We start from the raw sequence: 25,913 nt of genomic DNA, 5'->3' as shown, positions 1-25,913 counted from the left end.
TTCGTGATAGTTATAACAACATAACGTTGAATTGTGCAGAACGAAAAGTGCATATCGCAAAATGAATATCGCCTTCACAATGTTTTATTGCATTGGGTGAAAATTAAGGTAACCGGATAATACAATTTTATGAGTGATTACAAAGCCACATTGAACCTTCCAGAAACTGCGTTCCCGATGCGCGGTAACCTCGCTCAGCGTGAGCCGAAAATGCTTAAAGACTGGCAGGAAAAAGGGGTATACAGCAAAATTCGTGAAGCGAAAAAAGGTAAAAAGCCCTTTATTCTTCACGATGGCCCTCCTTATGCGAACGGCGATATTCACATTGGTCATGCGGTTAACAAAATTCTTAAAGACATTATTGTAAAGTCGAAAACTTTGTCTGATTTCGATTCACCCTACGTGCCTGGATGGGACTGTCACGGTCTTCCTATCGAGCTTATGGTAGAAAAGAAAGTGGGCAAGCCAGGCAAAAAAGTCAGCGCTGCTGAATTCCGCCAAAAATGTCGCGAATATGCACAAAAGCAAATTGACGGCCAAATGGCTGACTTTAAACGTTTGGGCGTGTTTGGTGAGTGGGATAACCCTTACAAGACCATGGACTTCAAATCTGAAGCTGACATCATTCGCGCGCTGAGTAAAATAGTTGATTCTGGCCATTTGGAAAAAGGCTTTAAGCCAGTACATTGGTGCACAGACTGTGGCTCAGCGCTTGCTGAAGCGGAAGTGGAATATAAAGATAAAGTTTCACCTGCTATCGACGTTAAGTTCCCGGTGGCTGACGTGGCTGCTATTGCACAAGCGTTTGGTGTGTCTGAAGACGATCTTACAGCGCACAAAGCGGGTGTTGTAATTTGGACTACCACGCCATGGACCCTCCCAGCAAACCGTGCCATTAGTTTACACCCAGAGCTAACCTATGCCATTGTTGAGCTTAAGCCTTCAAATGAATGGCTGGTTGTGGCGCAAGACCTACTTGAAAGCTGCATGACTCGATACGGCGTAGAAGACTTCCGCGAAGTTGCTACCTGTACTGGTGCTGCCCTTGATAAGCTAAAGGTAAATCACCCATTCCTTGACCTTGAAGTGCCTTTAATTCTTGGTGACCACGTTACTACTGAATCTGGTACAGGCTGTGTTCATACAGCGCCAGCTCATGGTGTTGACGACTTCAACGTTGGCAAGCAATACGACATCGAAGTGTACAACCCAGTAGGTAATAACGGTGTTTATCTTGAAAATACGCCGCTATTTGCCGGTCAGTTTGTATTTAAAGCAAACGACGAAATTATCGAAACGGTAAAAGAGAAGGGCAACCTTGTCTTAAACGTGAAATACGAGCATAGCTACCCACACTGCTGGCGCCATAAAACACCAATTATTTTCCGTGCTACGCCACAGTGGTTTGTCAGCATGGACAAGAAAGGGCTTCGTGCGGAGTCTCTTGAACAAATCAAGCAAACTAAATGGATCCCTGATTGGGGTCAAAACCGCATCGAAAAAATGGTTGAAGGTCGTCCAGACTGGTGTATCTCGCGTCAACGTACATGGGGTGTGCCTATTCCGCTATACGTGCACAAGTTGACGGGAGAAATTCACCCAGAATCTGCTGCATTAATGGAAAAAGTAGCTTTAGAAGTTGAATCTAAAGGCATTCAAGCATGGTGGGACCTAGACGACGCAGCCTTACTTGGCAGCGAGCTAGATAACTACGAGAAAGTGACTGATACGTTAGACGTTTGGTTTGACTCAGGTGTTACACACTACTTTGTTGTAGACCAACGTGACGACATTCCAGCATCGGCAGATTTGTACCTTGAAGGTTCAGACCAACATCGTGGTTGGTTTATGTCTTCACTAATGTCATCTACAGCAATGCACGGCCATGCTCCTTACAAAGAAGTGCTTACTCACGGTTTTACCGTTGACGCTCATGGCAGAAAAATGTCTAAGTCGGTAGGTAACGTTGTGGCGCCTCAAGAAGTCACCAATAAACTAGGTGCCGACATTTTACGCCTATGGGTTGCCTCTACTGACTATCGCGGCGAAATCGCAGTGTCTGATGAAATCTTAAAGCGCGCTGCAGACAGCTACCGCCGTGTACGTAATACGTCGCGTTTCCTTCTTGCAAACCTTAACGGCTTTAAGGTAGAAGACGCGGTCGCAGAAGAAGATATGGTTGCGCTAGATCGCTGGATTGTAGCCCGTGCAAAGGCCCTACAAGAAGAGCTTATCGAAGCGTATGAAAAATATGACTTGCTAGTGGTTTCTCAGAAACTTACGCATTTCTGTTCTATTGAGCTGGGCTCTTTCTACTTAGACGTGATTAAAGACCGTCAATACACGGCCAAAGCAGATGGCCTAGCGCGCCGTTCATGCCAAACTGCGATGTATCATATTATTGAAGCGTTGGTGCGCTGGATGGCCCCAATCACAAGCTTCACTGCGCAAGAAATCTGGGAAACACTACCAGGTGAGCGTAGTGAGTTCGTATTCACTGAAACTTGGTACGAAGGTTTTAATAGCTTCACGCAAAGCGAAACCTTCAACGATGCGCTTTGGCACCAAGTGTTAAGTGTGAAAGACGCGGCAAACCAAGCGATGGAGCAGGCGCGTAAAGATGGCGAACTGGGTGGTTCACTTGAAGCGAGCATTTCACTTTATGCTAACGAGTCATTGTACAATGTGCTTGCCAAGCTAAAAGACGAGCTTCGTTTCGTGCTTATTACGTCAGGCGTTACGCTTACAAAAGTAGACAGCGCCCCGTCTGATGCAAAATCCACTGACGTTGAAGGTTTGTGGTTAAGCGTGAACAAAGCAGGCGGCGAGAAATGCGTGCGCTGCTGGCATCACCGCGAAGATGTTGGCTCACATGAAGGTCACGAAGAGCTTTGTGGTCGTTGTGTGACCAACATTGATGGTGATGGAGAAGAGCGCCACTATGCTTAAGCTTTTTCGCGAAACTGGCTTGCGATTTCTATGGATAAGCGCCCTTGCGTTTATCCTTGATCAATGGAGCAAATATACCGTTATTGACAGCATGACTCTGTATCAATCGATACAAATACTGCCGTTTTTTAACTTTACTTACGTACACAACTACGGTGCTGCGTTTAGCTTTTTAGAAAACGCAGGCGGTTGGCAACGCTGGTTTTTTACAGCAATTGCTGTAGTCGTTAGCGTGGTAATATTGTGGTGGCTTAAACAGTCGCCACGTTCGCAGAAAATGCTGCCCATCGCGTTTGCTTTTATTTTAGGTGGCGCACTAGGTAACGTTTACGACCGACTTGTTCATGGCTATGTCATCGACTTTTTAGATTTCTACGTAAACAATTACCATTGGCCTGCGTTTAATATCGCTGATAGCGCTATTTTTATTGGCGCGGCTTTGCTCATTATCGACATGTTTAAAAATGGCGATAAAAAAAGTGAAGACAACGGTGCTGACGCTAAAACAGGCTCGGCAAACAGTAGCGAAACCATCAAGTAGTATTTGGAAAGGTTATGACAGATTCATTAGTAATTGGCGCTGACAGTGAAGTTATTCTTCATTTTGATTTGAAACTTGAAGATGGCTCTGCAGCTGACAGTACCCGCGTAAATAACAAACCTGCCAAAATGGTAATGGGTGATGGAAGTCTTACCCCAAATTTTGAAGCGTGCTTACTAGGGCTTAAGAAAGGTGATAAAAAAGCCTTTACCCTTGCGGCTAATGATGCGTTTGGTGAGCCTAACCCGAACAACATTCATTACATGGACAGAAGCCGCTTCGGGGCTGATTTAAAAATAGAAGAGGGCATGATTTTGGCCTTCGCACAGCCCGACGGTTCGGAAATTCCTGGCATTATTCGTAGTGCAGCGGGTGACTCAGTTACGGTAGACTTTAATCATCCGTTAGCAGGGCAGACCGTTATTTTTGACGTCGAAATAGTTGATGTTAAACCTGGCGTATCAGCAAAAGGTGCAAACTAGTTATGCAAATTCACTTAGCAAACCCTCGTGGCTTTTGTGCTGGCGTAGACAGAGCGATCACCATTGTTGAACGCGCGCTTGAAATGTTCGAGCCGCCTATCTACGTTAGACACGAAGTAGTTCACAACAAATTCGTTGTAGATGGCTTGCGTGAGCGCGGTGCGCTATTTGTTGACGAGTTACATGAAGTGCCAGATGACAGCATTGTTATCTTCTCTGCTCACGGTGTTTCTCAAGCAGTAAGGAAAGAAGCCGAAAACCGTGGTCTGAAGGTGTTCGATGCAACGTGTCCATTAGTCACAAAAGTGCATATGGAAGTAACGCGAGCAAGTAAAACTGGTACAGAGTGTATTCTTATTGGTCATGCAGGTCACCCTGAAGTTGAAGGAACCATGGGTCAATACAGTAACAAAGACGGCGGGATTTACTTAGTAGAATCCGAGGCCGATGTTGCAACGCTGGAAGTGAAAGACCCCACTAACCTTTATTACTGCAGTCAAACAACGTTATCAGTTGATGACACGGCCGATGTTATCGACGCGCTTCGTGCTAAATTTCCAAAGATTAACGGCCCGAGAAAAGACGACATCTGTTACGCAACGCAAAATCGTCAGGATGCGGTTCGCGACTTAGCGCAAGATTGCGAAGTGCTGCTAGTGGTAGGTGCGCAAAATAGCTCAAACTCAAACCGTCTTCGCGAATTGGCTGAAAAGATTGGTGCGAAAGCCTATTTAATTGCCGATGCGAATTGCATTCAGGAAGATTGGTTGGAAGGCGTAGAGCACATTGGCGTAACTGCCGGTGCGTCTGCTCCTGAAGTTCTAGTGCAGGGCGTAGTAAATAAACTTAAAGCATGGGGCGCAGTCTCTGCTTCTGAGCGTTCAGGGCGTGAAGAAAATGTAGAGTTCGCAGTACCCAAAGAGCTGCGTGTAAAGCAGGTCGTGTAAACCTACGCAAGCCTTACCGTATGAAAACACCGCACTTTGATGCGGTGTTTTTTTATGCTTTTGTCTACTGGAAATTCAATGACTTGCGAATGGATAATAATACCTAAACTATCGACGTCTATTATGCGACAAAAAAGAGATTCGCAAATGTTGTGCAAAAATTTTTGAGTGCTCTACTAAGTGGCATAGTGGATAAGTTAAGTAACCACGCTGTTTTAGCGCAATCTTGTTTGTTCTGTGGCTTTTAAGCTGTACCGCCATCGTTAGGAGAGCAGTACAAAGCCTAACGCCCCCCATCGGCGCTGAAAATTATACGTTTTGATAACCAATGATACCCAGTGCCATACGCTTTTATCTTACTATACTAAATTGGTGATAACACCAAATGTAACGTTAGGTATATGGCGAAGACGATGAAATGTGAAAAGGTGATAATGAAGCGACCGACAGGATGCACGATTCGCGCACAACACGGTGCAGGTCTTATCGAGATCTTAATTACCTTATTTATATTGGCAGTAGGACTACTCGGCGTCGCCGCACTGCAGTTTACTGGCTCTTTTGCCAATAAAGATGCAATAAGCCGCACGCAGGCGGAAATGGTAGCAGCACAAGTCGCTGAACGTTTACGAGCAGCAGCACGCCCTGCCACGGTTGGAGACGGCATGGTTGTTAATAATGCCTATTTTTCAAATGATACCTATAACTTTTCAACCTTATCATGTACAGGTTCTTCTCATCCTTACCAATGTTTTTGCCTAGCAAGGCCAGCGGGTATTCCTAATTGCGAGGGGCAAGCCTGTAATGAAGCACAAATGGCAAGATATGATGGTTGGGCATTATCTTGCTCTGCGGTCCAAACTAACCCCCAAACTGAAGTCTCAGTGTCTTGTGACGACAATAACATCAACGACATTTATAGCTGCAGTGCTGGCTCGCGTGTAGAGGTGCTTTTGTCGTGGCCAGTTGCGTCATCGGGAAATCAATCTTACACGTTAAATACTAGATGTAACCCAGACGAGGGAGATAGTAATGCCTGCGTGTTTAAGGACATTACGCTATGAACGTAGTAAGTGGTAATTCGCAGCGTGGCTTTTCCTTAGTTGAGCTGATGATCACGCTGACATTGGGCCTAGTAATTTCAGGGGCAATCATTCAAGTTCTTGTGAGTAGTAGCGTTACCAACAAGCTTAATCAAGCGGTAGCACAAGTCCAAGAATCTGGGCGTTTCATTATGGGGCGACTGTCGGCGGAATTTTACGAAGTTGGTCGCTATGACCAAATTACCGCCAACCTTGATACATCTGTTGATACCGTAGCCGAGGCTGCTTATGTACAAAACCACCCTGTCGCCGTTCCCGGAGACTTTGTGAATAATGCGACGCTGGGCAGTATTCAAACAACGGGTGGAAGCAGTGATAAGCTAGTAGTGAGTTTGTTGGGGACCGAGGATTGTACGGGAAATCAACACGGGTACGCACCAGGTAGCGAGTTTCACATTGTTAATCACTATTTCACAAGCGGGAATACACTTAAATGTACAGGCTATGACGGACGGGTACTGCGAGGGTTGAAAATTCAAGCTGTCTCACCTGAAACCGTTACTCTGCTTGATAACGTCGAAAGCTTTCAGGTTCAGTTTGGTGTTTCCGACAGCATAGCCAGCTCGCAAGGACAAGCCGTATCTTATGTTACAGCCAATGAAATTGAAGCGCTAAGGGCGCTTAACCAGCAAGTGGTCTCTTTGCGCTGGGCCATCATGCTTAAAAGCTATCAAAATGAAGTTCGGCAAACTCAAGTCCAAAAGTATGCATTACTTAACGAAGCTTCCAAAACTATGGACTCTGCACATTATTACCAAGTTTTTTCGAAAACACTGGCACTTCGAAATATGAAAAACTTTGTTAGGAGCTCGAAATGAAACAGCAAGGCTTAGTGATGGTGTTTGCACTGCTTATATTACTTTCAATTACCGTTTTGGGCGTAAGTGCGGTTACCAGTAGTTTATCTCAGTCAAAAATGGCGATGTCTATGCAGCAAAGTGGATTGGCATTTGATGCAGCTGAGTCTGCCATTGCTGGCGTATTTTTTGAGTCAGAAGATGAAACTTTACTGACCGACCCGACCAAGACAGATCCGCTATCAGAAGCACGGCAAGGTAATGTATTTGACCCTGCAGCTGACACAATGAGTTGTTTCGATGAAGGTGAATGGACAGATAGGTTCATGACAGAAGGGGGACTCGCATTTGGAGACAGGCACGTGGTGGATGGCACGTATCAAAGCGAAGCATCCTCGAAAAGTTGGTCGCGTACGGCATTTGTAAGAGAGCAGGCGTGCCGAGGTTCAAGTAACGTTATTGGCGGAAGTAACATAAATTGTCACGTTTTCATTATAAGAGGCTGCGGAAAAGTTTCAGGAAAGTCCTCAGTAGTAGCAAATAGTTTGGCTGCCTCAGTATTTGGCCCAGCTTCACAATAGGTATCATCATGAAGAAACTAACCACTTACTTTGCGTCACTTGCTCTATTTAGCTGCATAGGCTTTTCTGCTTTTGGTGATGATCTAGATATTTATCTTGGTAATGCGAACAATGCGGTAACTTACAACCCTAATGTACTGTTTATTATGGACTCTTCGGGCAGTATGAGGGCTTATGACAATACAGAACAGACGCGAATGCTTCGCGTGCAAAACGCGCTGAAAGAAGCGCTTACGTCGGCTACTAATATAAACGCGGGCCTTATGCGATTTTCAGATTACGGCGGCCCCATCTTGTACCCTATTCGTAATATTGATGAAGCGGTTCGCCCTGAAATAATTATCTCTACTAACGACGACGACCATGACGCCCATGAAATTGATGGCAGTGTGACCACAGAAAGTAATGACTTAATACTTAGTAAGGGGACCAAAACAGTTACCTCAGGACTACGTTTTACCGAATTAAACATTCCTCAAGGGGCAACAATTGTTAGTGCAAGCCTGAGATTCACATCAGAGAAGTTCAATGTTGCTGGGACATCTCTTGTTATATCTGCTGAAGCGTCTGCTTCAAGTACCGCCTTCACTTCAACAAATAATAATTTGAGTGCGCGTACTAAAACTGCGGCAAATGTAGAATGGACGACTGACAACAGCTTTCCGGCTTCGGGTGAAGTTATTACCACGCCTGATATTAGTGCAGTCATTCAAGAAGTTGTTGATTTATCGGCATGGTGTGGCGGAAAAAACCTCAATATTCTTATTGAAGGCTCAAGTGCTGACACGGCCAGTTCTAGGGAAGCAAGAGCGAGCGATGTGGGGCAAAGCGGTGCGCCACAATTGGTCGTATCCTACGATGATTCTACCGCTACAGGATGTGTTCAGGGTCAGGCCATTTACCAAGTAGCTAGTTCAAAAGATAACTCTGAAGAGAACGTTAACGGTTACCCTAACACGGGAAGTGAGCTTACTTTCCACCCTTCGTATAACAATTACATTGGTGTTCGTTTTAGAAATGTGAATATTCCGCAAGGCGCAGTAATAACTGAAGCTTACTTGGATTTTACTGCTTATAGTACGGTAACTTACGGCAGTCCAAGCATGCGTATTCGTGGTGTCGCTGATGACGATGCGTCAGACTTTCACCCAAATAGACGCTATCGCCTACGCGATCTACCAAAAACGTCAGGTATCACATGGTCAATGCCAGACTTTTATAACAATTATACGTATCGTTCGCCCGATGTAAGCGGCATTGTTAAAGAGATTGTCGACCGCTCTGGATGGCAGTCTGGAAATGATATGGCATTCATATTCGATAACTTTGTTTCATATCGTGGAGCGCACACTTACAACAATTCTCCGTCTAAGGCGCCAAGGCTGATCGTAAAGTTTAACGGTGCTGCAACACCAGGCGCTTCATCCACAGTTCGCGAACACTTGATGGGCAAAATAGACGAGTTGAGTGCAAATGGTTTTACACCCATTGTAGATACCATGTTAGAGGCAGCAAATTACTACGGAGGAAGGAATGTAGATTACGGCCTTAAACGTGGTGAGAGCGATGTGAATAGCTCGGTAAGGCGAAGCACACGTGTGAGCCATCGCAGCTCTTACCTAGGTGCAGACTCAATTCTGCCATCGGGTTGCTCGGAAGATAACTTGTCTGACAGCGACTGTATAAACGAGCGAATTCCGGCTCCCGCGACCTATATATCTCCTGTTTCAGATTTACAATGCCAAACAAACAACCATATTGTTTTACTATCTGATGGTGAAGCGAACAACAATCACAGTGTTTCAAAAATTCAGGCATTGCTTGGAAAAACATGTACTGGCAGTGGAGGTGAAAAGTGTGGTTTAGACTTGGCCAGAAACATCAGTGAAGCGTCCACGTCGGTGATAGGGCCTAGGGTCATCACTCATACCATTGGCTTTGCAGCTAATAGCACTGCTAACAACTTTTTAAATCAGCTAGCAATTCAAAGTGGCGGCGGCTTTTATCAAGCTGACAACAGCACTGACTTGCTTGAAGCGTTCAATACTATTTTACGCTCGGTCAAGGATATCAATGCAACGTTCGTATCGCCTGGTGTGGCGGTAAACCAGCTCAATCGACTGACTCATAGGGATGAGCTGTATTTTGCATTGTTTAAACCGAGTGAAGGGGCCATATGGCCAGGAAACCTTAAGCGGTATCGCTTACGAGGCGATGAAATTCTAGATAAGAATAATCTCGATGCCGTAGATAGCGTAACGGGGTTCTTTTCTGAAAATGCACACAGTTACTGGTCTACCCTTGCTGACGGCAGTGAAGTGAGCGAAGGAGGAGCGGCAAGTCGATTAGGTGCTAATCGCAACGTTTACATATTTGATGAAGTTGGCAGCATTATCAGAGGTGCCAACGAGCTACACGAAGACAACACGAGTATTACAACAGCCGATCTCGCTATTCAGGATGAAAGTGACGCCAGTGCTTTAAGAGACGCGATTTTAAAATGGGCCAGAGGGGTTGACGTAAAAGATAGTAATGGTGACGGAAGCACTACGGATTATCGTCCACAAATGGGTGACCCTATCCATTCCCAACCTATCATAGTGAATTATGGTATAGACGACTCAGCCATTTTCGTGGCGACTAACCATGGAATGCTTCATTCTTTTGATACCACTACGGGTGAAGAGAACTTTGCAATCATGCCCAAAAGCCTATTGCAAAACCTGCATCACTTCTACAAAGACACGTCTTCACTAGAGCATAAATATGGCCTAGATGGAGACATGATTCTAAGAACGGTTGAAGGCAAGAGGTATTTGTACGTTGGGATGCGCAGAGGCGGGCGTAATTACTATGTATTTGACGTTACAGAAAAAACATCGCCAACCCTAAAATTTACGATAAATGGTGGCACCGGCACGCTTTCGAAGCTTGGGCAAACATGGTCTCGCCCTACTATCACCAAAGTAAATATGGGCGGGCAAGTGAAAAACGTGATGATTGTTGGTGGTGGTTATGACGATGCGCAAGACGACCGTCCGGTTAGAGCAAACGATGTTGTAGGTAATGCTGTATTCATGTTTGATGCGGATACGGGCAGTTTGCTCTGGCATGCGAGTAACGCAGACTCTGATTTGAATTTAACTGACATGACTTACAGCGTTCCTGGTCGTATATCTGTAATTGACCGAGACAACGATGGGTTTGCCGATCACATGTACGTTGCCGATATGGGCGGACAGTTGTTCCGGTTAGATATCTACAATGGCAAATCGGGCGCTGATTTTATTAAAGGCGCACGATTAGCGGACTTCGGCGGTGATACGGCTGAAACAAATCGTCGTTTTTATTATGGCCCAGATGTAACTGAAATCGCCCTTGGCGACGAGCTTTATTATGGTGTTGCGCTTGGCAGTGGATGGAGAGCTTCTCCTTTGGATACCGTAGTTGAAGACAACTTTTATATGTTAAAAGACAGCGGTGTATTCAGCCGTGATACCAATGGCAACTTTACCTTCATGGAAACAGTAGGTGAAAGTGATATGTACAACGCAACAAGCCATGCCCTCAATAGCAGTGACGAAAGCGAAAGAAAGCTAGCCTCGGAAACTTTTGCGAATAAGGCGGGTTGGTATTTGAATCTAACTATTAATGGTGAAAAGGTATTATCTTCACCGTTAATCATTGACTACAAAGTGTTTTTTACAACTTACGTTCCAGCGGTTAGCAGCACAAGTGCTTGCGCTCCTCCAACGGGAAACAGTCGTGCCTATCTTGTCAGCATGTTCAACGGGAATGCGGTAACCGACGTGAATAACGACGGGCAAATAAATAACGCTGATCGTTCTGCAGAGCTAAAGCAAACTGGTATTGCCCCCGAAACTAAGATTCTCATCGAAGACATCGTAAGCCCTGTAGTGTGTCTGGGAACCGAGTGTGTATCTGCGGTTATTGACGTTGATGAAGATGGAAATGATGAGGCTTGTACAAGCGCATTTGAGTGTTTAGCTGAAAATATTTACGGCCGATTTGAGCGCATTCAGCGTGGCAGTTGGCACTCAGAAACAGAGAGAGAGTAACCATGTACAAAAATGGATCAGAAAAGGGCTTTTCACTGATAGAGCTGATGATTGTTGTAGCGATAATTGGCATTATTGCAGCCATTGCCTATCCATCTTACCAAGGCGTTATTGCTGACGGATATAGAGGAACAGGACAAGCTGATTTGCTGGGCTTGGCATCGGCAATGGAGCGCCATCATAGTGGTTCATTTAGCTATGAGGGTGCAGGAAGTGGAGGTGCAAACACAGGTGCGCCCGCAATTTTCGCTACTCACTCACCGTCATCTGAGCCTCTGTCAAACCGTCGTTATAACTTAAGCATTCAAGCAGCTAGCGCCACTGGCTATGAGTTAAGGGCAAAGCCTGTTGCAGGTACAGGCCAAGCTAACGATGGCACCTTGTTTTATTTTAGCGATGGAAGAAAGGGGTGGGACAGGAATAATAATGGCACCCTAGAAGCGAGCGAGTTTTGTTGGTCGTGCTAGCACTGTATCCAATAAGTTAAACATAACAGCGCCTAAGGCTTTGACGTGCGCAGTGTGGGTACACCAAATACCGCAACATCTTCCCATTTTTGATCTACGTCGCTGTCGATATAGTTCAAGCGCAATGTGTTAGCAGTATGAATGTGGTGACCTTGTTTGCTTAGCATGGTTTTCCATTGAACGTAAGAATGGATATTGGCAGAAAGCAAATAAGCGCTTGTTGCGAGAAAGATAGACAAAGCCAGCAATACTTCTACTAAAACGCCACCAAGGCTAACCGAAAAAAGACGGTTGCGAGGACATTTTCTCATAACCCATCCCGTTTTTAGCGAATTTAGCTGTTTTCTCTTAATTGGGGTCATAAATAGTTCCGGGGACGGGAATTATCTTCGCTAATGAATTCTTTGACTGTAGATTTTTAAGGACAGAATTAGAAGGTGTAACAGTTCCTAACACATTGGCATTAAAGGGGCGGTTTGAAACATAGGCACCTTCTATTGTTGCTGAGTTTGCTACATTTAATGTGGGAACATGAGAGGCAGTTGAGAGCAAAATCAGTAAGCCGTAGAAATGCGTGTTTTTGCTTACATCAACATTCCCATTAACCACAATGAGTAACATCGGGGCGCTCTTGCTAGTATGGTCAACATCATTAATGTCTATCGTACAATTTCCTTCTATCCAGTGCACGCCGCTACTCTCCAAATCTGCACACTTTGAATCGATAACGTTTTCTGGAAAAAAGGTTGCGTTTAGCTGGTGGATATCTCGATTGAACATCCATTGAGTGATATCGCTACTCCAAGAAAACTGATGGCCTGCTGAAGGAATCTGAAGGAGAGCGGGGTACTTTAAAAACCTGGCAGTGAATTTCATATTTTCAGCTTTATGCGACACGCTTACCATAAAGTGGGTGAGGGGTTGGTGGTTACTGCCCTCTAATTGCTCAGCATCTACCTTGGCGGTAATATCAGGGTCTTTTATCGCATGTGATGCATGTGCAGAACCTTGAGATCTTAGTGCTTCTGCTATTTTTTTAACGTGCAGCTTAAGCGCAAACTTCGTATCTTCTGAGTTGCGTTTTGCTTTTTCTATAACGTAAAACTGCTGAACATGCTGCGTTGTACTCACCGTTGTAAGCGTAATAACGCCAAGCATAATTGCAACAATGGCCAGTACCGCCATTCCTCTTTGATACCTTTGACTGTGGGGCTTGAGAGTGGCATGTTGCTTGGGTTGTTGTTCAATTATGTTTTGCCTGTGAGCGTTGCTAGTCATTCTCAACCTCCACGACAAACCGCTTGTAGCTTTTAACTTCAGGATCAACCTTGCTTTGTAATCTAATTTCTAGCTCGTAGGCTGAACCCCAACTGCTATGGCTCGCCAGCTTTATACTAAACTTTGTGGCTTTTACGGTTTTGGGGTCGGTTAAGTCGAACCATCCTCCTTGTTCACATGTTTTACCAGCCACGCGATATTCAATGGCGTTTTGATTAAGACGGAAACCCAACAGCTCCCCTTGCTCCATTGACGCAACACCATCACTATTTTTGTCGTAAGAGAACGTAACGCAGCTATTTAAGGCCTCAGAAGAGCGCTCTGCAATAACAACATTTTTAGGGCGTGGGCTCGTGCCTGAAGCAGTAAGAAAAGGCGTAAACAGATCTGAACTGTAAACATATCCCGCTTTTTTTAAGTGTTGCGATATCGTATCTTGCAATGCACGCATGTCATCTTCTGTGCTAGTTGCGTGTTGCAAAGAAGACAGCGCTACGTGCGAACGCGCTGCTTCAGAGGCAACCGCGGCTATCAGAATACCTGCTAAACTACATGCAACTAAAAGTTCTGTCATACTGAACCCTTGTGCATAGATGTTAGAACAACAGCTTCTTTGTCTGTTTAGCATTGTGCAATTCCTACAAATGGTTGAAAGCTGCAAAGCTTTACTCTTCCTAAGGTGTTAATGATAACGCTTGCTTTGTAGCGTTGACTGGTTAGGGTGAAGGTTGTGCTATCTCCGAAGTTGAGCGACCCATTTCTATTAAAAGCCAAAGTTTTATCTTCGCCATTCGATGTTTTTAGTTTCATTTTGAAAAGAGTTGGCATCGACCAGAATGCGGCGTCATTGACTACACAACTTTTATGGGTTGAACAGGTACAGCTTTTGTCTTCACTTATCAGAATGCACTGCTCACTGTTTATTTGTGTGATTAAGTAAACGGTTTTGCCTTCTGTTAACGCATGAATTCGGCTTTCTTTGGCCAAGGCGGCAGTGCGTGTTGCAAAGCTTTTAAATGCGTTTCGCTCTTGCCATTCTTGGAAAGAGGGAACGGCAATCAACGATAAAATACTCATAAGTAACAAAACGCCTAATACTTCAATCAAGGTAAACCCGTTGAAACTGAGCGATGAATTATTTTTAGTTATTTTGCCAAAAGGAAAGTGAAAGAAAGCCATCCTGAAGTCCAGTACTAGAGTTAAGTTCTAATTGATAATCTCAATGTACTGAATAACTGACTGACAGAAAGCTGTACTATGGAAGGGAATAACAAAAACGGATCTGGCATTCGCTTTAGTGCGGGGGTGACTCTTGTTGAGCTAATGATAACACTCGCCATTGTAAGCGTGCTTTATTTGGTTTCTATCACTGCAATAGACGCCAGTTGGCAACTTAGTCAAATAAATAGAGTTAAGGCTTACTTACTTTCTGCTCAAGCTATACAGTCAAGAAGCTGGCTAGAGAGCGGCATTTATCTACCGCTGGAAAAGATGCCTGCAGCTGATATTCAAGAAGTCAGCTTTAAACAAACCATTAATAGCAAAGTTGGGTATGAGATTACCGCTACGCTTAAGTTTAAGTCTACTCGCGATAGCTGCTATAAAATAATAATCAGTGAAACAACACTTGCTCCGAAGAGCTGTTGGTAATAGTAAAGTTATAGACTACTAAAATAATTGAAGTACGCTGCCATACAAAGAGTGAATGAACTCGTTTAAGCAATGCCAGGCTTAGCTACAGCTTAGTTCGTTACCAGCTAGATCTTCTTTTTTACCGTTGTTATCGCTATCGATTGCAACTGAAACTCTTCCATAAAGCGAAAGTAAGAGCGCAGATGCATAGTTAGCGTCCTTATCTTTTGGGCACAACGTAATCGTGGCTGCTTTATCGATACCGCCTTGTTCGTCGAACACAAGGCTTCCGTCAACGCCGAAGATGATGTTTGCACTGTTTAGCGGGTCGCTAGCGACGATAAGGCTCTCGCTCCCATCGCGACTTCCATTCCCATTCAAGTCGATAAACACCATCTTCGCCTTTTGCCAACTACTGACGCAGGATGCGTAGTTTTCGGTAGGACACAGAACTACATTAGCTTGCTCATCCACTGCCGTAAAGCGTGCTCGTTGGGTCACCGCGCTCAAGTTGTTTAAGTCAGACGTTATCCTATTTTTAATCAGAATACTCTGTATATTTGGCGCTACCGTGGTAAGGATGATAGCAAGAACGGCAACGGCTACGAGCATTTCAAGAAGGGTAAGCCCATGATGTGTCGATATTTGTGTTGGTCTTGCTGCTCGCATTGTATTCATCATAAATTGATGTCGAATTCCTCGTGTTTTGCATTCAATCAGGAAAAAGTGTTTTTACACTTTGCGTCTCTTTCCTTAATGTTATGTGGTAACGGCATAAATTTACGTTACTTGTACATAGTTTAGGGTAAACTAAATTAGAAAGGCAAAGGTATGTTTTACTGCGCAATCGCATAGGGGGCCATACGCCTGATGGTTAAAATTTTGCGGCCAACCTTTTGCCAACGCTTTAATAATTTAAGCTTACGAATAATTGGGTTTCCTTTATGCATTATACGTTTAGAGGAAATTCTTAAGGATGCGCGGTTACTACTAACATCTGTGGTCATATTGTCGTAGAATCAAATTCCAGGACGCCTCAAAAATACGTGGATATTATAATGCAAAAACAAGCAGTTATTGATGAAATGAAAGTGCTGCCTGAAATTGACGTGGAACATGAAGTTACTCGTCGAGTCTCGTTTATAAAAAAACAGCTGCTTACTTCAGGTCTTAAATCACTTGTGCTGGGTATCAGTGGTGGAATTGACTCATGCACGTTAGGTAGATTGGCCCAATTAGCTGTCAATGAATTGAATGAAGAGCATCAGGAAAATTACCAGTTCATAGCGGTTCGCTTACCTTACGACACGCAAGCCGATGAAGAAGATGCACAGCAATCTATCGACTTTATTCAGCCGACCCACTCGCTGGCAGTAAACGTAAAACCGGGTGCTGATGCAATCCATACGTCTACATCTCAGGCTTTATCAAGTGCAAACCTTCTCCCTGACAATGACGCCAAGCAAGACTTTGTAAAAGGCAATGTTAAAGCGCGCACACGTATGGTGATTCAATACGAGATTGCAGGAATGGTAGATGGCCTAGTTCTTGGCACTGATCACTCAGCTGAAAATATTACAGGCTTTTATACCAAATATGGTGATGGTGCATGCGATTTAGCGCCTTTATTTGGTTTAAGTAAGCGCCAAGTGCGTGCAGTGGCGGCCCATTTAGGTGCACCGCAAAACGTTATCACTAAAGCGCCTACAGCCGATTTAGAAAGCCTGTCACCGCAAAAGGCCGACGAGCAAGCATTGGGCATGTCTTACGATGAAATTGACGACTTTTTAGAAGGCAAGCCAGTTTCTGCGGAAGTGGAAGAGAAATTGCTCTATATTTATGAGCGTACACAACATAAACGTGTACCCATTCCAACAATTTACGATGAGTTGTAGTCATGAAAAAAATTGAAGCTATCATTAAACCGTTCAAAATGGACGATGTTAGGGAAGCGTTAGCTGAAGTCGGTATCGCAGGGATGACAGTGTCAGAAGTGAAAGGGTTTGGTCGTCAAAAAGGCCATACCGAGCTTTATCGCGGTGCTGAATACCAAGTAGACTTCCTACCTAAGATCAAAATTGAGCTTGTGCTAGACGATGACCGCGTTGAGCAAGCGGTTGAAGCCATTCAAACGTCGGCAAAAACGGGCAAAATTGGCGATGGTAAAATATTCGTTTATAACGTTGAAACCGCAGTGCGTATTCGTACTGGAGAGCAAAACGAAGACGCTATCTAAGATGGTTCACTTATATAAAAAAGGGAGCAAATGCTCCCTTTTTAATATCTTAAATGAGGCTTAGTGCTTGTCTTCTGAGCATTCGCCAGTTTTTGGGTCACAACAGCTGCTCTCCGCTTGGTGAACATGGCCGTGTTCTAACTCTTCTTTTGTTGCTTCGCGCACATCCACTACAGTGACATCAAATGTAAGAGGAATACCCGCTAAAGGGTGGTTACCATCAACAACCACTTCTTCTTCAGTTGTTTCAATGATAATGACAGATTGTTCGCCTTGAGGTGTGGTTGCACGGAAAGACATGCCCACTTCAACGTCCATTCCATCAAACATCGAGCGAGGAACGGTTTGCACCAGCTCATCAGAACGTTCGCCATACGCTTTTTCTGGGTTTACAGAAACGTTGAAGCTGTCGTCTTTTGATTTACCGATTAGTGCATCTTCAAGTCCTTCGATTAAGAAGCGACGACCCAGTAATACAACCAGCGGCGATTTCCCTTCTGAAGAGTCTAGCGTTGTGCGGTCTTCGGTAGATACGGTGTAGTGTAGCGTTACAACGCTGTCAGAAGTAATAGTCATAACAAATCCTATCTTGGCCCTGTTAACAAAAGGGCAATGAATGTAATACAGTAAAAATAATGCTTATCGACGTTTTTTCACAATATTGCTAGCTTGCTGCTCAATACTGTACGGCAAAGCGTTAGGGTAACAGGTAATGGCAGTATTATCAGCCAATCTGTGCAAATCTTCCGTGGTAGTATCGTTGCTTAATACAGCAATAAACCAGGTTTCGCTTTCCAGTTTAGCCACATTCAGCACTTTACCTGCTATGCGCCAATTCTCGCCCAATTGTTTTTCAATTGCATCGCCAGAACCAACGTTAATGTTTCCATCAAGCTTGAAGCTAAACGCCGCACGTTTGTTTTTACCCAAGAAGCGAGTGCGGGCAACGACCTCTTGCCCCATGTAACAACCTTTATCAAAATCAATACCGTTTAATGCTTGCACGTTAATCATTTGTGGCACATATTCGGCCACAGCGTCACCTTGTACCATGGCATGCACACTTTCAATTTGAACGGCGTTGTATACTTCATGTGAGTAGCAAGGAAGCGACTTAACCTCCGCTTGCTCATTAAATTGATGGGCTGAATCGTCGTTTAGCAACACCACAAGCCCTTGACGTGTTGTATTTGATAAAAATGCAACGCCATTTTCACTCTCTATTTTTTCAAGCTTGTCATTGTCCGCTTCGTTATCTGTAAGAAGGCGTTCAACGTCTTCACTTGAAAATAATGCTGTTAGGGCCGCTTTAACGCCGCTGTTTTTTACAGCCTCAATTGAAAGGAAATAGGCGCCGTATTTGGGGGTGTCATCTAAAATATCAACTTTTGAAAATACGCCATATTTATTGAGTTGCGCTAAAGAGTGATTACCTGCATCGCTATTGGTTACTAACAACAGTTTAGATTGGTGTCGAGTAACATAACCAGTCGACCAGGTTTTACCTTTGTTATCACAATGGGCGAAGTGTCGAGCAGACAACGCATCGAGTTTATTAATATTGACCGTAATTTGCCCTTGCAGGTAACTATCGGCTTGTTCACCTTCCAGTGTCACTACCATGGTGTCTGAAAGCTTAACCATAAATTCATTGGGTAGGTCGTGTAATGATGCAATTGAGGTCATATTCACCACTTATTAAATTCGCTGTATTTACACAACGTATGGTAAAACCGACAATATTCAAGAGCAATTCGCGTTAAAGTGAACAGATTAAGTTCTATTTAGTTTGCCTATCAGACCAAAAGAGCAGTGATCCCCACGTGTAGGCCATGGTATTATTGATAACGAATAAAAAACGGTAAGAAAGACATATGTTTGAACCAAAAAGATTAGCCCGATTAAAGTGGGCATGCCGCCGAGGTATGCTGGAGTTAGATGTACTTTTGCTTCCTTTTGTTGAAGAAGCCTTCGATTCCCTTAGCTATAAGGATCAAGAAACATTCGAACGACTACTTACCAGTGATGACCCAGATTTGTTTGCTTGGATAATGGGTCATCAGAAGTGTGAAGACCCTGAGTTAGCAGCCATGGTGGCGACTATCGTTAACCGTGTCAAAGTATAGAGTTAGCGTTACTCATAATAAGTTTAGAAAGCTAGCGGGGAATGTGTGCATTGCAGTCTGTTTAGTTACTGCGCTTATTTGCATCCCCGATTATTTTTGGACGTCGACAAGTTTTCTCTACACGTCAGTAGCTTTGCTTATCGCGGTTGCATTGTTGCTTTGTAAGCATCTATACGACGCATTTAGTGACAATATTTCAGTTACTCATTACGTACTTTCACTTAGCAGCGATGGTATTATACGCGTTGTTAACGACGACACGCGTGATTTACAAAAACCGTACAGTAAAGCATTGAAAGATGCGCATGCTGACGGCACAGCGATAAAGATTCATGAATCTTCCCAACTTTTTGCATGGGGGCTGTGCATCAATGTAATGCGTCGCAAACGTCGATGGTTCGAAAATGGCCACAGCCATTTAGGTTGGATTTTAAAAGGTGAGTGCAGTGAAGCAGATTACCGCCGTTTGGCTAGAGCCATAATCTTGGCGAGAAAAGCTACGCATTCAAGGAATTTATAGATGTTTCGTGAGTATACCAAAGCGTTATTCAAACGCGTTGACGCTAAACAGCTTATGCAGTTCAAACCGCCTACGCTGCCTCAACGCATCTACACAAAAACGTTTAATATAGATAACGCCCATTATGGCGCGTTCTGCCAAGAAGTAGACTGGCCTGCAAGTGAAAACATGCACCCACTTTACTTGCAAATGTTGTCATTACCCTTGCAAATGCAGTGTTTACTTGACAAGCAAAGTCCGTTTCCTTTGCTAGGGCTTATCCATGCTGGCAATAGTGTGGTGGTTTTAGACAACTGTGATTTGAGCGAGCCTTTTGAATGTCGCGTTCGTTTTCATGAAGTAAGGCCGCATAGCCGCGGCTGGGAAGTGGATGTCATTTTAGAAGCGTTGCAGGCAGGCACGCTTGTTTATCGCGCAATAAGCAGCTACTTGGTAAAGGTCAAAGCAGTGCATGTTGCGCCACTTGGCCTAAAGCAAGAAATACACGACGAATGTGAATTGCAGGATAGGGGGCTTATCGGTGAAATAAGCGCAACAGCAAATACAGGGCGACGCTATGCAAAGCTTTCAGGCGATTATAACCCAATTCATTTGTCTGCCATTTCCGCTAAAGCATTTGGGTTTAAAAAGCCCATTGCCCATGGTATGTGGACCTTGTCACGTGCGGTGTCTGCATTGGTGAGTCATAACGACAATGCGCAATCGCTGACAGTAAAAGAGGTTAACTGTCGCTTTAAGAAACCCGTTTTTTTACCTAATGAAATACACATTCAGCAGCACTGCAAAACGGCAGATAGCGTGCTTCTAGATGTCACTGATAGTAGCGATAGCATAGTTCACTTGTCTGCAAGTGTGGCGTTTAACCAGCCATAAAGACCGAGCTTTCAGGTTTTTGAGGGCTAACTGTGACTCACTTGGCCCGATGCGATTCGATGTGGCACTCTACGGCGTGAGCTAAAGTTTGCAGTATGGCGGTGGTTTAGTTGGGTTACTAATAAAAAAGGAGAACATGGATTTAATGTTCTCCTTTTATGCGTCACAGCTGGTTAATGCGTTGATGCAGTAAACTGTTCGGTGATTACAGTGAATGCGAACCCTTAGTCTTCATTGTTGAAACTGTCTTGCGTTATTAATGAACCCACATCAGCGCCAGAGAGCTGCTTTTTCGGGATCAAGACGGTAGGAACGGGGTTATCTAATTGTTCTGGATGGTCCAGATTAAAGTGAAGCCCGCGACTTTCTTTTCTTTCCATAGCACATCGAACAATAAGTTCGGCAACAGTAACGAGGTTGCGAAGCTCTAATAAGTTATTGCTCACTCTAAAGTGCGAGTAATACTCAGTAATTTCCTGCTCTAATAGCTTGATGCGGCGCATGGCCCGTTCAAGGCGCTTATCGGTTCTTACGATTCCAACGTAATCCCACATAAATAAACGCAACTCGTGCCAGTTATGTTGAATAATCACTTCTTCGTCAGAGTTAGAAACTTGGCTTTCATCCCAAGGCGCAATCGATTCTTCACATTCTGCACTGGGCAGGTTTTTAATTATATCTTCTGCTGCTGCACTAGCGAATACCACGCACTCCAGCAATGAATTGGACGCCATACGGTTTGCGCCATGTAGCCCGGTGTAAGCCACTTCACCTATTGCGTAAACATTGCTCAAATCAGTTTTAGCGTTGAAGTCGGTCATAACCCCACCGCAGCTATAGTGCGCAGCAGGTACGACAGGAATAGGCTCACGGGTAATGTCGATACCCAGCGAACGACACTTACGATAAATATTGGGGAAGTGCTTTACGATAAAATCTGCAGGCTTGTGGCTAATGTCTAAGTACATGCAGTCAGCGCCCAATCGCTTCATTTCGTAGTCGATTGCGCGTGCCACAACGTCTCGAGGAGCCAAGTCGCCACGCTCGTCAAATTTGTGCATAAAGCGGGTGCCATCTGCATGGCAAAGGTTGGCACCCTCGCCTCGAAGCGCTTCGGTAATCAAAAAGTTTCGTGCCTGCGGGTGGAATAAACAGGTCGGGTGGAACTGATTGAATTCCATATTGGCAACTCGACATCCCGCGCGCCACGCCATTGCGATACCGTCGCCGCTGGAAACATCAGGGTTGGATGTGTATTGATAAACTTTACTGCCACCGCCCGTTGCAAGTGCAACAAACGGCGCGCGAATGACTTCAACGTGCTCTTGTTGTCTATTCCACACATACGCACCCACAACACTGTTTTTTTCTTCTTTCGAAGGAATAAGGTCTATAGCGTTGTAGCGCTCAAATACGTGAATGTTGGGGTGTGTTGAAACAGCATCATTAAGCGTAATTTGAAGTGCTTCGCCAGTGGCATCTGCGGCATGAAGAATGCGTCGGTGGCTATGTCCACCCTCACGGGTAAGGTGAAAGCGTTCTTCTCCCGATTCGCTTTTTTCTGTATCAAAGGGTACGCCGTAACCAATTAGCCATTCCAGTGACGCTTTGGCTCGCTCTGCGGTAAAGCGCACAGCTGGTTCATCGCATAAGCCTGCGCCTGCTGTAAGGGTATCTTTAACATGCGCATCAATTGAGTCTTGCTCGTCAAATACCGCAGCAATGCCTCCTTGGGCATAACGGGTAGAGCCTTCATTGCGGTCACTTTTGCTCAGCACAATAACCTGACAATGGTCGGCAAGTTTAAGTGCTAAGCTTAATCCTGCCGCACCACTCCCTATTATCAATACGTCACAACGATGTTCAATTGCATTTGATGTGGAAGTTAGTGAAGACGATACAGATTTCATGTATTTTTATATCAATTCAACGAGCAAAGGTTCGGCAAGTCTAAAGGATGAGTAGCAAAACACAATCATTGTTACCCTCAGACTTAAGCATTTTTTAAAAAATTTAATGCTTTTTAAGAACTTTTTTAAAAAGAACGCGTCTACACACATGCTTGTTAGAGCTAGGGTGTAGTTGAAGTAGGGAGTAACGGCTCGAATGAGCGAGCAGATAACCGACCAACAACTGGTCGAAAAAGTACAGCGGGGCGATAAAAATGCGTTCAATTTGTTGGTAACTCGTTACCAGCATAAAGTTATGCATCTTGTTTCTCGCTATGTAAAAAATAGTGGTGATGTTGCTGATGTAACGCAAGAAGCGTTCATTAAAGCTTATCGCGCCTTACCTAATTTCCGTGGCGACAGTGCATTTTACACGTGGCTTTATCGTATTGCGGTAAACAGTGCCAAAAACTATCTCGTGTCGCAAGGGCGTAAACCGCCTGCAAGTGATGTCGATGCTGACGAAGCGGATTTTTATGAAGGGAGCGACGCTTTAAAAGAGCAGTCCACACCTGAAAGAAGCCTGTTATCTGAGGAAATAGAAGAAACCTTGTTTAAGGTGGTAGAGAAGCTACCCGATGATTTACGCATGGCAATTACACTGCGTGAAATTGAAGGGTTAAGTTATGAAGAAATTGCAAATGTTATGTCGTGTCCTGTTGGAACAGTAAGATCCCGCATTTTTAGGGCGCGAGAAGCGATTGATAAAGTAATTCAGCCGCTGTTAGAAAACTAAAGAAAAATAAAATCAAAAAAAGATGAACTTTCTTTTTTCTAAGATGACTAACAGCTGTGTTAGGGTAGTTAATGATCAAATTGATCTGGAAATGAATATATGACGCAACAGCAAGAAAAATTGTCCGCATTCATGGATGGTGAGATAGAAGGCAATGACATCATTGAAGCAATTAAGCAAGATGAAGCGCTTCAAGCCAAATGGCAACGTTACCATGTATATCGCGGCGCAATGCGTAAAGAAGCAAGTGTTGCTCCTCAGCTCGATATTACCGCAAGCGTTGCTGCGGCACTAGAAAGTGAACCAGCAATCGTCGCGCCTAAACCTTCGCGTTGGAAGTCAATCCCTGTTATCGGTAGTGTTGTTCCTTTTGCAAAACAATCTGGTCAGCTCGCAGTAGCTGCATCGGTTGCAGTGGCGGTAATCTTCGGTGTTCAATACACTAATCAAGATGTTCCAACTGAGCCATTCATGACAGCGCCAACTATTGCACCTCAAGGTGGCTTGTCTCCAGTAAGTCTGGAGCAGACAAGAATGTTACCGCGTAACGACATGAACGAGGTGCTTGAGAAGAAGCGTAAAATCAACGCGCTTATTGCTGACCATGAACAGCAAATCAAACTTAAGCAAGCGCAAGAAGATGAAAGCGAAAGCAAGAAGAATGGACCTGAGCGTCCTTAATTAAAAGCTTTGCGTTGCAATGTTCGCGGAACCGTTTGGTTAGCTGTATCACTTTTGCGATAACATGTAGTAGAAGTGCACTCACGCCACTCACTGTGCTGAAGATGCAGTTTTATATTTTAGTCATACCAGCATATACTGCTGGTATGTTTGTTTTAAGGCGGAAAAAATGCGCTGTTGTTCATTTGTTGCCCTTTTTTTCATTTCTGGGGCGGCTATTCAACCCACGTTTGCCCAATCGAATTCACCTGCCAACGCAGCGCAGGTTACTTCAAGTTCTACTCAGTCTTCAGGCGAAGAAAACGTTGATAATGAAGAACGAGTAGAAATCACTCAGCAGGTAAACCCGGCTTCAGAGCGAGTAGAACCTACTCGCGATGATAAAAAAATGCCTGCCTCACGTGGTCAGCTACCTCAGTCTGCGAACCAATGGCTCGCAGAGTTACAAAACATTATTACAAACGCCAATTTTCAAGTCTCGTTTGTTCAAACGGTAGCGGGTAAGGAAACGATCCCCTATCTTTGGCGTCACGGAATTTTGGATGATGGGACTGAACTAGAGCAGTTGAATCTACAGAATGGCCCTGGACGAGAGCTTATTCGCGTGAATGATGTCGTTAGCGTATTTGAGCCTGACGTACAGCCTTACAGCTTGCGTTCGAAGCACATTAACGGCCCGATTCCCAGTGCGTTGCTTTATCACCCTGAACAACTTTCTGAAGCGTACGAGTTTGTTGCGGTGGGAAGAGCACGCGTTGCTGGCCGCTCTGCTCAACAAATTCGAATTGTTAGTCGTGATAACACTCGTTTTGGCTATCAACTTTGGCTTGATGAGTCTTCTGGCATGCTATTGAAGTTAAATATGCTGGACTTACAAGGTGCGTTGCTCGAGCAAATTCAGGTTACCGCTTATGCCATTTCGCCTGCGCCAGCGGACTACTTTTCGCGAATCAATACAGCATCGCTGCCACCGCCCATGGCATTGAGCAACACACCAAACAGAGCTCACAAGTGGGATGTAACGTATTTACCTGCGGGGATGCGAGAGATAAAGCAGGATACAAGACGACTAGCATTAACAGGGCAGGTCGTAGAGTATAAGCTCTTTTCTGATGGCTTAGTGGATGTTTCTGTTTATGTTCAGCCAGCAGAAGATGCTGTAGGTGAAACCTTTGCGCTTCGAAATGAATTGAGCACGTTTTTGACCTTAACTGATGGTAAAGCGCAAGTTACCGTTGTGGGAGAAATTCCACTTCAAACTGCAAACGCCATAGCGACATCGTTAAGACCTGTCTCTAATGTAAATGAGTAGCAATGCAAACCACTATTAACAAAAACGAGTGCTAATGATTAAAGAAACTGCCACCGTCGTTGCGATTGAAGGTGACCTCGTGACCGTTGAAGCTGCGATAAAGTCGACCTGCAACGCTTGCCAGGCGCAAAGCGATTGCGGAACGGGCGTTGTTTCGCGAGCTATTGCGCCCAAAACTCAGCAGCTCACGTTGCGTACGCCTATGCCTGTTCGCATCGGACAGCGGGTGACCGTAGGTATTCCCGAGGCGGGCATCTTAAGCGCGTCTGCCTGGCTATATTTATTGCCGCTTGTTGCCTTTATTCTGGCTTACTCGCTGACAATGACGCTCCTAAGCGATACTGGCTTTACCCACGAGTTATGGGCTTTGGTGCCCAGTGCTTTAGTCACTTACAGCGTTTATAAGATAATCGCTTTCAAACTACACCGAATTGAAAACAGTAAATACCAACCTGTGTTAATGGGCCTACAAGACCAAAGCACAGCGAAAGACTAGTTTGACTGTAATTATTTCCACTAAATCATGGGATAGGAAAGAAAAAACGGATTTGTCGCTATAGTCACGTCAGGTTGCCACCTTCATAGAAGCTGTTTAGTGCGGCTTTGCAATTTTCCGCGACGCCA

General features: G+C 44.6%; 27 protein-coding genes. 19 read left to right on the top strand and 8 right to left on the bottom strand.

The window, feature by feature from the left end; genetic code table 11:
* Positions 1 to 129: 129 nt before the first annotated feature.
* The 9 genes from ileS (at position 130) to ACHUFN_RS04425 (ending at position 11,946) form a co-directional block, all read left to right on the top strand.
* Positions 130 to 2,949: an isoleucine--tRNA ligase gene (gene ileS, locus ACHUFN_RS04465; protein WP_394221113.1), complete on the top strand. Its 2,820-nt coding sequence runs from the start codon at positions 130 to 132 to the stop codon at positions 2,947 to 2,949.
* Entirely contained in the window at positions 2,942 to 3,490 is a 549-nt protein-coding gene (lspA, locus tag ACHUFN_RS04460) for a signal peptidase II (RefSeq protein ID WP_394221112.1), read from the top strand. The genes ileS and lspA overlap by 8 nt, the downstream gene beginning before the upstream one ends.
* A 14-nt stretch (positions 3,491 to 3,504) precedes the next feature.
* Complete coding sequence (gene fkpB, locus ACHUFN_RS04455) at positions 3,505 to 3,972, top strand: FKBP-type peptidyl-prolyl cis-trans isomerase (RefSeq protein WP_394221111.1); 468 nt, start codon at positions 3,505 to 3,507, stop codon at positions 3,970 to 3,972.
* A 2-nt stretch (positions 3,973 to 3,974) separates the two neighbouring features.
* The gene (ispH, locus tag ACHUFN_RS04450) at positions 3,975 to 4,919 is read left to right on the top strand and encodes a 4-hydroxy-3-methylbut-2-enyl diphosphate reductase (protein WP_394221110.1); all 945 of its coding nucleotides are present in this window, start codon (positions 3,975 to 3,977) and stop codon (positions 4,917 to 4,919) included.
* Positions 4,920 to 5,332: 413 nt separating this feature from the next.
* The gene (locus tag ACHUFN_RS04445; RefSeq protein WP_394221109.1) at positions 5,333 to 5,983 is read left to right on the top strand and encodes a pilus assembly protein PilV; all 651 of its coding nucleotides are present in this window, start codon (positions 5,333 to 5,335) and stop codon (positions 5,981 to 5,983) included.
* Complete coding sequence (locus ACHUFN_RS04440) at positions 5,980 to 6,840, top strand: PilW family protein (RefSeq protein WP_394221108.1); 861 nt, start codon at positions 5,980 to 5,982, stop codon at positions 6,838 to 6,840. The genes ACHUFN_RS04445 and ACHUFN_RS04440 overlap by 4 nt, the downstream gene beginning before the upstream one ends.
* A complete protein-coding gene (locus ACHUFN_RS04435) occupies positions 6,837 to 7,400 on the top strand; it encodes a pilus assembly PilX family protein (protein WP_394221107.1) in 564 nt (187 codons plus the stop codon). The genes ACHUFN_RS04440 and ACHUFN_RS04435 overlap by 4 nt, the downstream gene beginning before the upstream one ends.
* Positions 7,401 to 7,408: 8 nt before the next feature.
* Positions 7,409 to 11,479: a PilC/PilY family type IV pilus protein gene (locus ACHUFN_RS04430; RefSeq protein WP_394221106.1), complete on the top strand. Its 4,071-nt coding sequence runs from the start codon at positions 7,409 to 7,411 to the stop codon at positions 11,477 to 11,479.
* A gap of 2 nt (positions 11,480 to 11,481) precedes the next feature.
* Positions 11,482 to 11,946: a type IV pilin protein gene (locus tag ACHUFN_RS04425; protein ID WP_394221105.1), complete on the top strand. Its 465-nt coding sequence runs from the start codon at positions 11,482 to 11,484 to the stop codon at positions 11,944 to 11,946.
* A 32-nt stretch (positions 11,947 to 11,978) separates the two neighbouring features.
* Here ACHUFN_RS04425 and ACHUFN_RS04420 read toward each other — a convergent pair whose 3' ends face one another.
* Genes ACHUFN_RS04420 through ACHUFN_RS04405 form a run of 4 tightly spaced genes read right to left on the bottom strand, consistent with a single transcriptional unit; the run spans position 11,979 to position 14,403 of the window.
* Positions 11,979 to 12,308, bottom strand: coding sequence for a hypothetical protein (locus ACHUFN_RS04420; RefSeq protein ID WP_394221104.1), 330 nt, complete (start codon positions 12,306 to 12,308; stop codon positions 11,979 to 11,981).
* Positions 12,295 to 13,224 (bottom strand): hypothetical protein, encoded by a 930-nt coding sequence (locus ACHUFN_RS04415; RefSeq protein WP_394221103.1) that lies wholly within the window; start codon positions 13,222 to 13,224, stop codon positions 12,295 to 12,297. Before ACHUFN_RS04415 ends, ACHUFN_RS04420 begins: the two co-directional genes overlap by 14 nt.
* Positions 13,217 to 13,798: a potassium:proton antiporter gene (locus ACHUFN_RS04410; RefSeq protein ID WP_394221102.1), complete on the bottom strand. Its 582-nt coding sequence runs from the start codon at positions 13,796 to 13,798 to the stop codon at positions 13,217 to 13,219. Before ACHUFN_RS04410 ends, ACHUFN_RS04415 begins: the two co-directional genes overlap by 8 nt.
* A gap of 47 nt (positions 13,799 to 13,845) precedes the next feature.
* Positions 13,846 to 14,403 carry a pilus assembly FimT family protein gene (locus ACHUFN_RS04405; RefSeq protein ID WP_394221101.1) on the bottom strand — a complete coding sequence of 186 codons (558 nt, stop codon included), beginning with the start codon at positions 14,401 to 14,403 and terminating at the stop codon, positions 13,846 to 13,848.
* Positions 14,404 to 14,481: 78 nt separating this feature from the next.
* On the opposite strand from ACHUFN_RS04405, the gene ACHUFN_RS04400 reads away from it, so the two are divergent.
* On the top strand, positions 14,482 to 14,874 hold the full coding sequence (locus tag ACHUFN_RS04400) for a type IV pilin protein (RefSeq protein WP_394221100.1): 393 nt from the start codon (positions 14,482 to 14,484) through the stop codon (positions 14,872 to 14,874).
* A gap of 81 nt (positions 14,875 to 14,955) precedes the next feature.
* On the opposite strand, the gene ACHUFN_RS04395 is transcribed toward ACHUFN_RS04400, so the two are convergent.
* A complete protein-coding gene (locus ACHUFN_RS04395) occupies positions 14,956 to 15,537 on the bottom strand; it encodes a GspH/FimT family pseudopilin (protein ID WP_394221099.1) in 582 nt (193 codons plus the stop codon).
* Between the two features lie 377 nt (positions 15,538 to 15,914).
* Between ACHUFN_RS04395 and nadE the strand changes: the two genes are divergently transcribed.
* Positions 15,915 to 16,751: an ammonia-dependent NAD(+) synthetase gene (gene nadE / locus ACHUFN_RS04390; protein ID WP_394221098.1), complete on the top strand. Its 837-nt coding sequence runs from the start codon at positions 15,915 to 15,917 to the stop codon at positions 16,749 to 16,751.
* A 2-nt stretch (positions 16,752 to 16,753) separates the two neighbouring features.
* On the top strand, positions 16,754 to 17,092 hold the full coding sequence (locus ACHUFN_RS04385; RefSeq protein WP_014950115.1) for a P-II family nitrogen regulator: 339 nt from the start codon (positions 16,754 to 16,756) through the stop codon (positions 17,090 to 17,092).
* Between the two features lie 60 nt (positions 17,093 to 17,152).
* Here ACHUFN_RS04385 and ACHUFN_RS04380 read toward each other — a convergent pair whose 3' ends face one another.
* Together ACHUFN_RS04380 and ygfZ are read right to left on the bottom strand one after the other, a co-directional pair.
* Complete coding sequence (locus ACHUFN_RS04380) at positions 17,153 to 17,668, bottom strand: FKBP-type peptidyl-prolyl cis-trans isomerase (RefSeq protein ID WP_394221097.1); 516 nt, start codon at positions 17,666 to 17,668, stop codon at positions 17,153 to 17,155.
* A gap of 63 nt (positions 17,669 to 17,731) precedes the next feature.
* Positions 17,732 to 18,778: a CAF17-like 4Fe-4S cluster assembly/insertion protein YgfZ gene (gene ygfZ / locus ACHUFN_RS04375; RefSeq protein ID WP_394221096.1), complete on the bottom strand. Its 1,047-nt coding sequence runs from the start codon at positions 18,776 to 18,778 to the stop codon at positions 17,732 to 17,734.
* A 188-nt stretch (positions 18,779 to 18,966) separates the two neighbouring features.
* Between ygfZ and ACHUFN_RS04370 the strand changes: the two genes are divergently transcribed.
* Genes ACHUFN_RS04370 through ACHUFN_RS04360 form a run of 3 tightly spaced genes read left to right on the top strand, consistent with a single transcriptional unit; the run spans position 18,967 to position 20,611 of the window.
* Positions 18,967 to 19,218 carry an FAD assembly factor SdhE gene (locus tag ACHUFN_RS04370; RefSeq protein ID WP_394221095.1) on the top strand — a complete coding sequence of 84 codons (252 nt, stop codon included), beginning with the start codon at positions 18,967 to 18,969 and terminating at the stop codon, positions 19,216 to 19,218.
* Positions 19,205 to 19,738 (top strand): hypothetical protein, encoded by a 534-nt coding sequence (locus tag ACHUFN_RS04365; protein ID WP_394221094.1) that lies wholly within the window; start codon positions 19,205 to 19,207, stop codon positions 19,736 to 19,738. Before ACHUFN_RS04370 ends, ACHUFN_RS04365 begins: the two co-directional genes overlap by 14 nt.
* Positions 19,739 to 20,611 carry a MaoC family dehydratase gene (locus tag ACHUFN_RS04360; protein ID WP_394221093.1) on the top strand — a complete coding sequence of 291 codons (873 nt, stop codon included), beginning with the start codon at positions 19,739 to 19,741 and terminating at the stop codon, positions 20,609 to 20,611.
* A 224-nt stretch (positions 20,612 to 20,835) separates the two neighbouring features.
* On the opposite strand, the gene nadB is transcribed toward ACHUFN_RS04360, so the two are convergent.
* Positions 20,836 to 22,521, bottom strand: a complete 1,686-nt coding sequence (gene nadB, locus ACHUFN_RS04355; protein ID WP_394221092.1) for an L-aspartate oxidase — start codon at positions 22,519 to 22,521, stop codon at positions 20,836 to 20,838.
* A 196-nt stretch (positions 22,522 to 22,717) separates the two neighbouring features.
* Here nadB and rpoE point away from each other — a divergent pair, with 196 nt between their 5' ends.
* From rpoE to ACHUFN_RS04335, 4 genes are all read left to right on the top strand, one after another.
* A complete protein-coding gene (gene rpoE, locus ACHUFN_RS04350; protein ID WP_394221091.1) occupies positions 22,718 to 23,296 on the top strand; it encodes an RNA polymerase sigma factor RpoE in 579 nt (192 codons plus the stop codon).
* Positions 23,297 to 23,395: 99 nt separating this feature from the next.
* Positions 23,396 to 23,977: a sigma-E factor negative regulatory protein gene (locus tag ACHUFN_RS04345; RefSeq protein ID WP_394221090.1), complete on the top strand. Its 582-nt coding sequence runs from the start codon at positions 23,396 to 23,398 to the stop codon at positions 23,975 to 23,977.
* 169 nt (positions 23,978 to 24,146) lie between these two features.
* Positions 24,147 to 25,289, top strand: a complete 1,143-nt coding sequence (locus tag ACHUFN_RS04340) for a MucB/RseB C-terminal domain-containing protein (RefSeq protein WP_394221089.1) — start codon at positions 24,147 to 24,149, stop codon at positions 25,287 to 25,289.
* A 34-nt stretch (positions 25,290 to 25,323) separates the two neighbouring features.
* Positions 25,324 to 25,785 (top strand): SoxR reducing system RseC family protein, encoded by a 462-nt coding sequence (locus tag ACHUFN_RS04335; protein ID WP_394221088.1) that lies wholly within the window; start codon positions 25,324 to 25,326, stop codon positions 25,783 to 25,785.
* Positions 25,786 to 25,913: the final 128 nt, after the last annotated feature.

Origin of the sequence: Alteromonas gracilis (genome assembly GCF_043642145.1) — a bacterium.
GTDB classification, from domain to species: Bacteria; Pseudomonadota; Gammaproteobacteria; order Enterobacterales; family Alteromonadaceae; genus Alteromonas; species Alteromonas gracilis_B.
This window is presented reverse-complemented; position numbering and strand designations above follow the sequence as displayed.

Coding starts and splice junctions, on each gene's coding strand:
- ACHUFN_RS04435 (WP_394221107.1), top strand. CDS start 6,837: ATGAAACAGCAAGGCTTAGTGATGGTGTTTGCACTGCTTATATTACTT.
- ACHUFN_RS04335 (WP_394221088.1), top strand. CDS start 25,324: ATGATTAAAGAAACTGCCACCGTCGTTGCGATTGAAGGTGACCTCGTG.
- ACHUFN_RS04340 (WP_394221089.1), top strand. CDS start 24,147: ATGCGCTGTTGTTCATTTGTTGCCCTTTTTTTCATTTCTGGGGCGGCT.
- ACHUFN_RS04415 (WP_394221103.1), bottom strand. CDS start 13,224: ATGACTAGCAACGCTCACAGGCAAAACATAATTGAACAACAACCCAAG.
- rpoE (WP_394221091.1), top strand. CDS start 22,718: ATGAGCGAGCAGATAACCGACCAACAACTGGTCGAAAAAGTACAGCGG.
- ACHUFN_RS04380 (WP_394221097.1), bottom strand. CDS start 17,668: ATGACTATTACTTCTGACAGCGTTGTAACGCTACACTACACCGTATCT.
- ygfZ (WP_394221096.1), bottom strand. CDS start 18,778: ATGACCTCAATTGCATCATTACACGACCTACCCAATGAATTTATGGTT.
- fkpB (WP_394221111.1), top strand. CDS start 3,505: ATGACAGATTCATTAGTAATTGGCGCTGACAGTGAAGTTATTCTTCAT.
- ACHUFN_RS04425 (WP_394221105.1), top strand. CDS start 11,482: ATGTACAAAAATGGATCAGAAAAGGGCTTTTCACTGATAGAGCTGATG.
- ACHUFN_RS04430 (WP_394221106.1), top strand. CDS start 7,409: ATGAAGAAACTAACCACTTACTTTGCGTCACTTGCTCTATTTAGCTGC.
- nadE (WP_394221098.1), top strand. CDS start 15,915: ATGCAAAAACAAGCAGTTATTGATGAAATGAAAGTGCTGCCTGAAATT.
- ACHUFN_RS04440 (WP_394221108.1), top strand. CDS start 5,980: ATGAACGTAGTAAGTGGTAATTCGCAGCGTGGCTTTTCCTTAGTTGAG.
- ACHUFN_RS04410 (WP_394221102.1), bottom strand. CDS start 13,798: ATGACAGAACTTTTAGTTGCATGTAGTTTAGCAGGTATTCTGATAGCC.
- ACHUFN_RS04400 (WP_394221100.1), top strand. CDS start 14,482: ATGGAAGGGAATAACAAAAACGGATCTGGCATTCGCTTTAGTGCGGGG.
- ispH (WP_394221110.1), top strand. CDS start 3,975: ATGCAAATTCACTTAGCAAACCCTCGTGGCTTTTGTGCTGGCGTAGAC.
- ACHUFN_RS04370 (WP_394221095.1), top strand. CDS start 18,967: ATGTTTGAACCAAAAAGATTAGCCCGATTAAAGTGGGCATGCCGCCGA.
- ACHUFN_RS04345 (WP_394221090.1), top strand. CDS start 23,396: ATGACGCAACAGCAAGAAAAATTGTCCGCATTCATGGATGGTGAGATA.
- ACHUFN_RS04445 (WP_394221109.1), top strand. CDS start 5,333: ATGAAATGTGAAAAGGTGATAATGAAGCGACCGACAGGATGCACGATT.
- ileS (WP_394221113.1), top strand. CDS start 130: ATGAGTGATTACAAAGCCACATTGAACCTTCCAGAAACTGCGTTCCCG.
- ACHUFN_RS04395 (WP_394221099.1), bottom strand. CDS start 15,537: ATGATGAATACAATGCGAGCAGCAAGACCAACACAAATATCGACACAT.
- ACHUFN_RS04360 (WP_394221093.1), top strand. CDS start 19,739: ATGTTTCGTGAGTATACCAAAGCGTTATTCAAACGCGTTGACGCTAAA.
- ACHUFN_RS04385 (WP_014950115.1), top strand. CDS start 16,754: ATGAAAAAAATTGAAGCTATCATTAAACCGTTCAAAATGGACGATGTT.
- ACHUFN_RS04405 (WP_394221101.1), bottom strand. CDS start 14,403: ATGGCTTTCTTTCACTTTCCTTTTGGCAAAATAACTAAAAATAATTCA.
- nadB (WP_394221092.1), bottom strand. CDS start 22,521: ATGAAATCTGTATCGTCTTCACTAACTTCCACATCAAATGCAATTGAA.
- ACHUFN_RS04420 (WP_394221104.1), bottom strand. CDS start 12,308: ATGACCCCAATTAAGAGAAAACAGCTAAATTCGCTAAAAACGGGATGG.
- lspA (WP_394221112.1), top strand. CDS start 2,942: ATGCTTAAGCTTTTTCGCGAAACTGGCTTGCGATTTCTATGGATAAGC.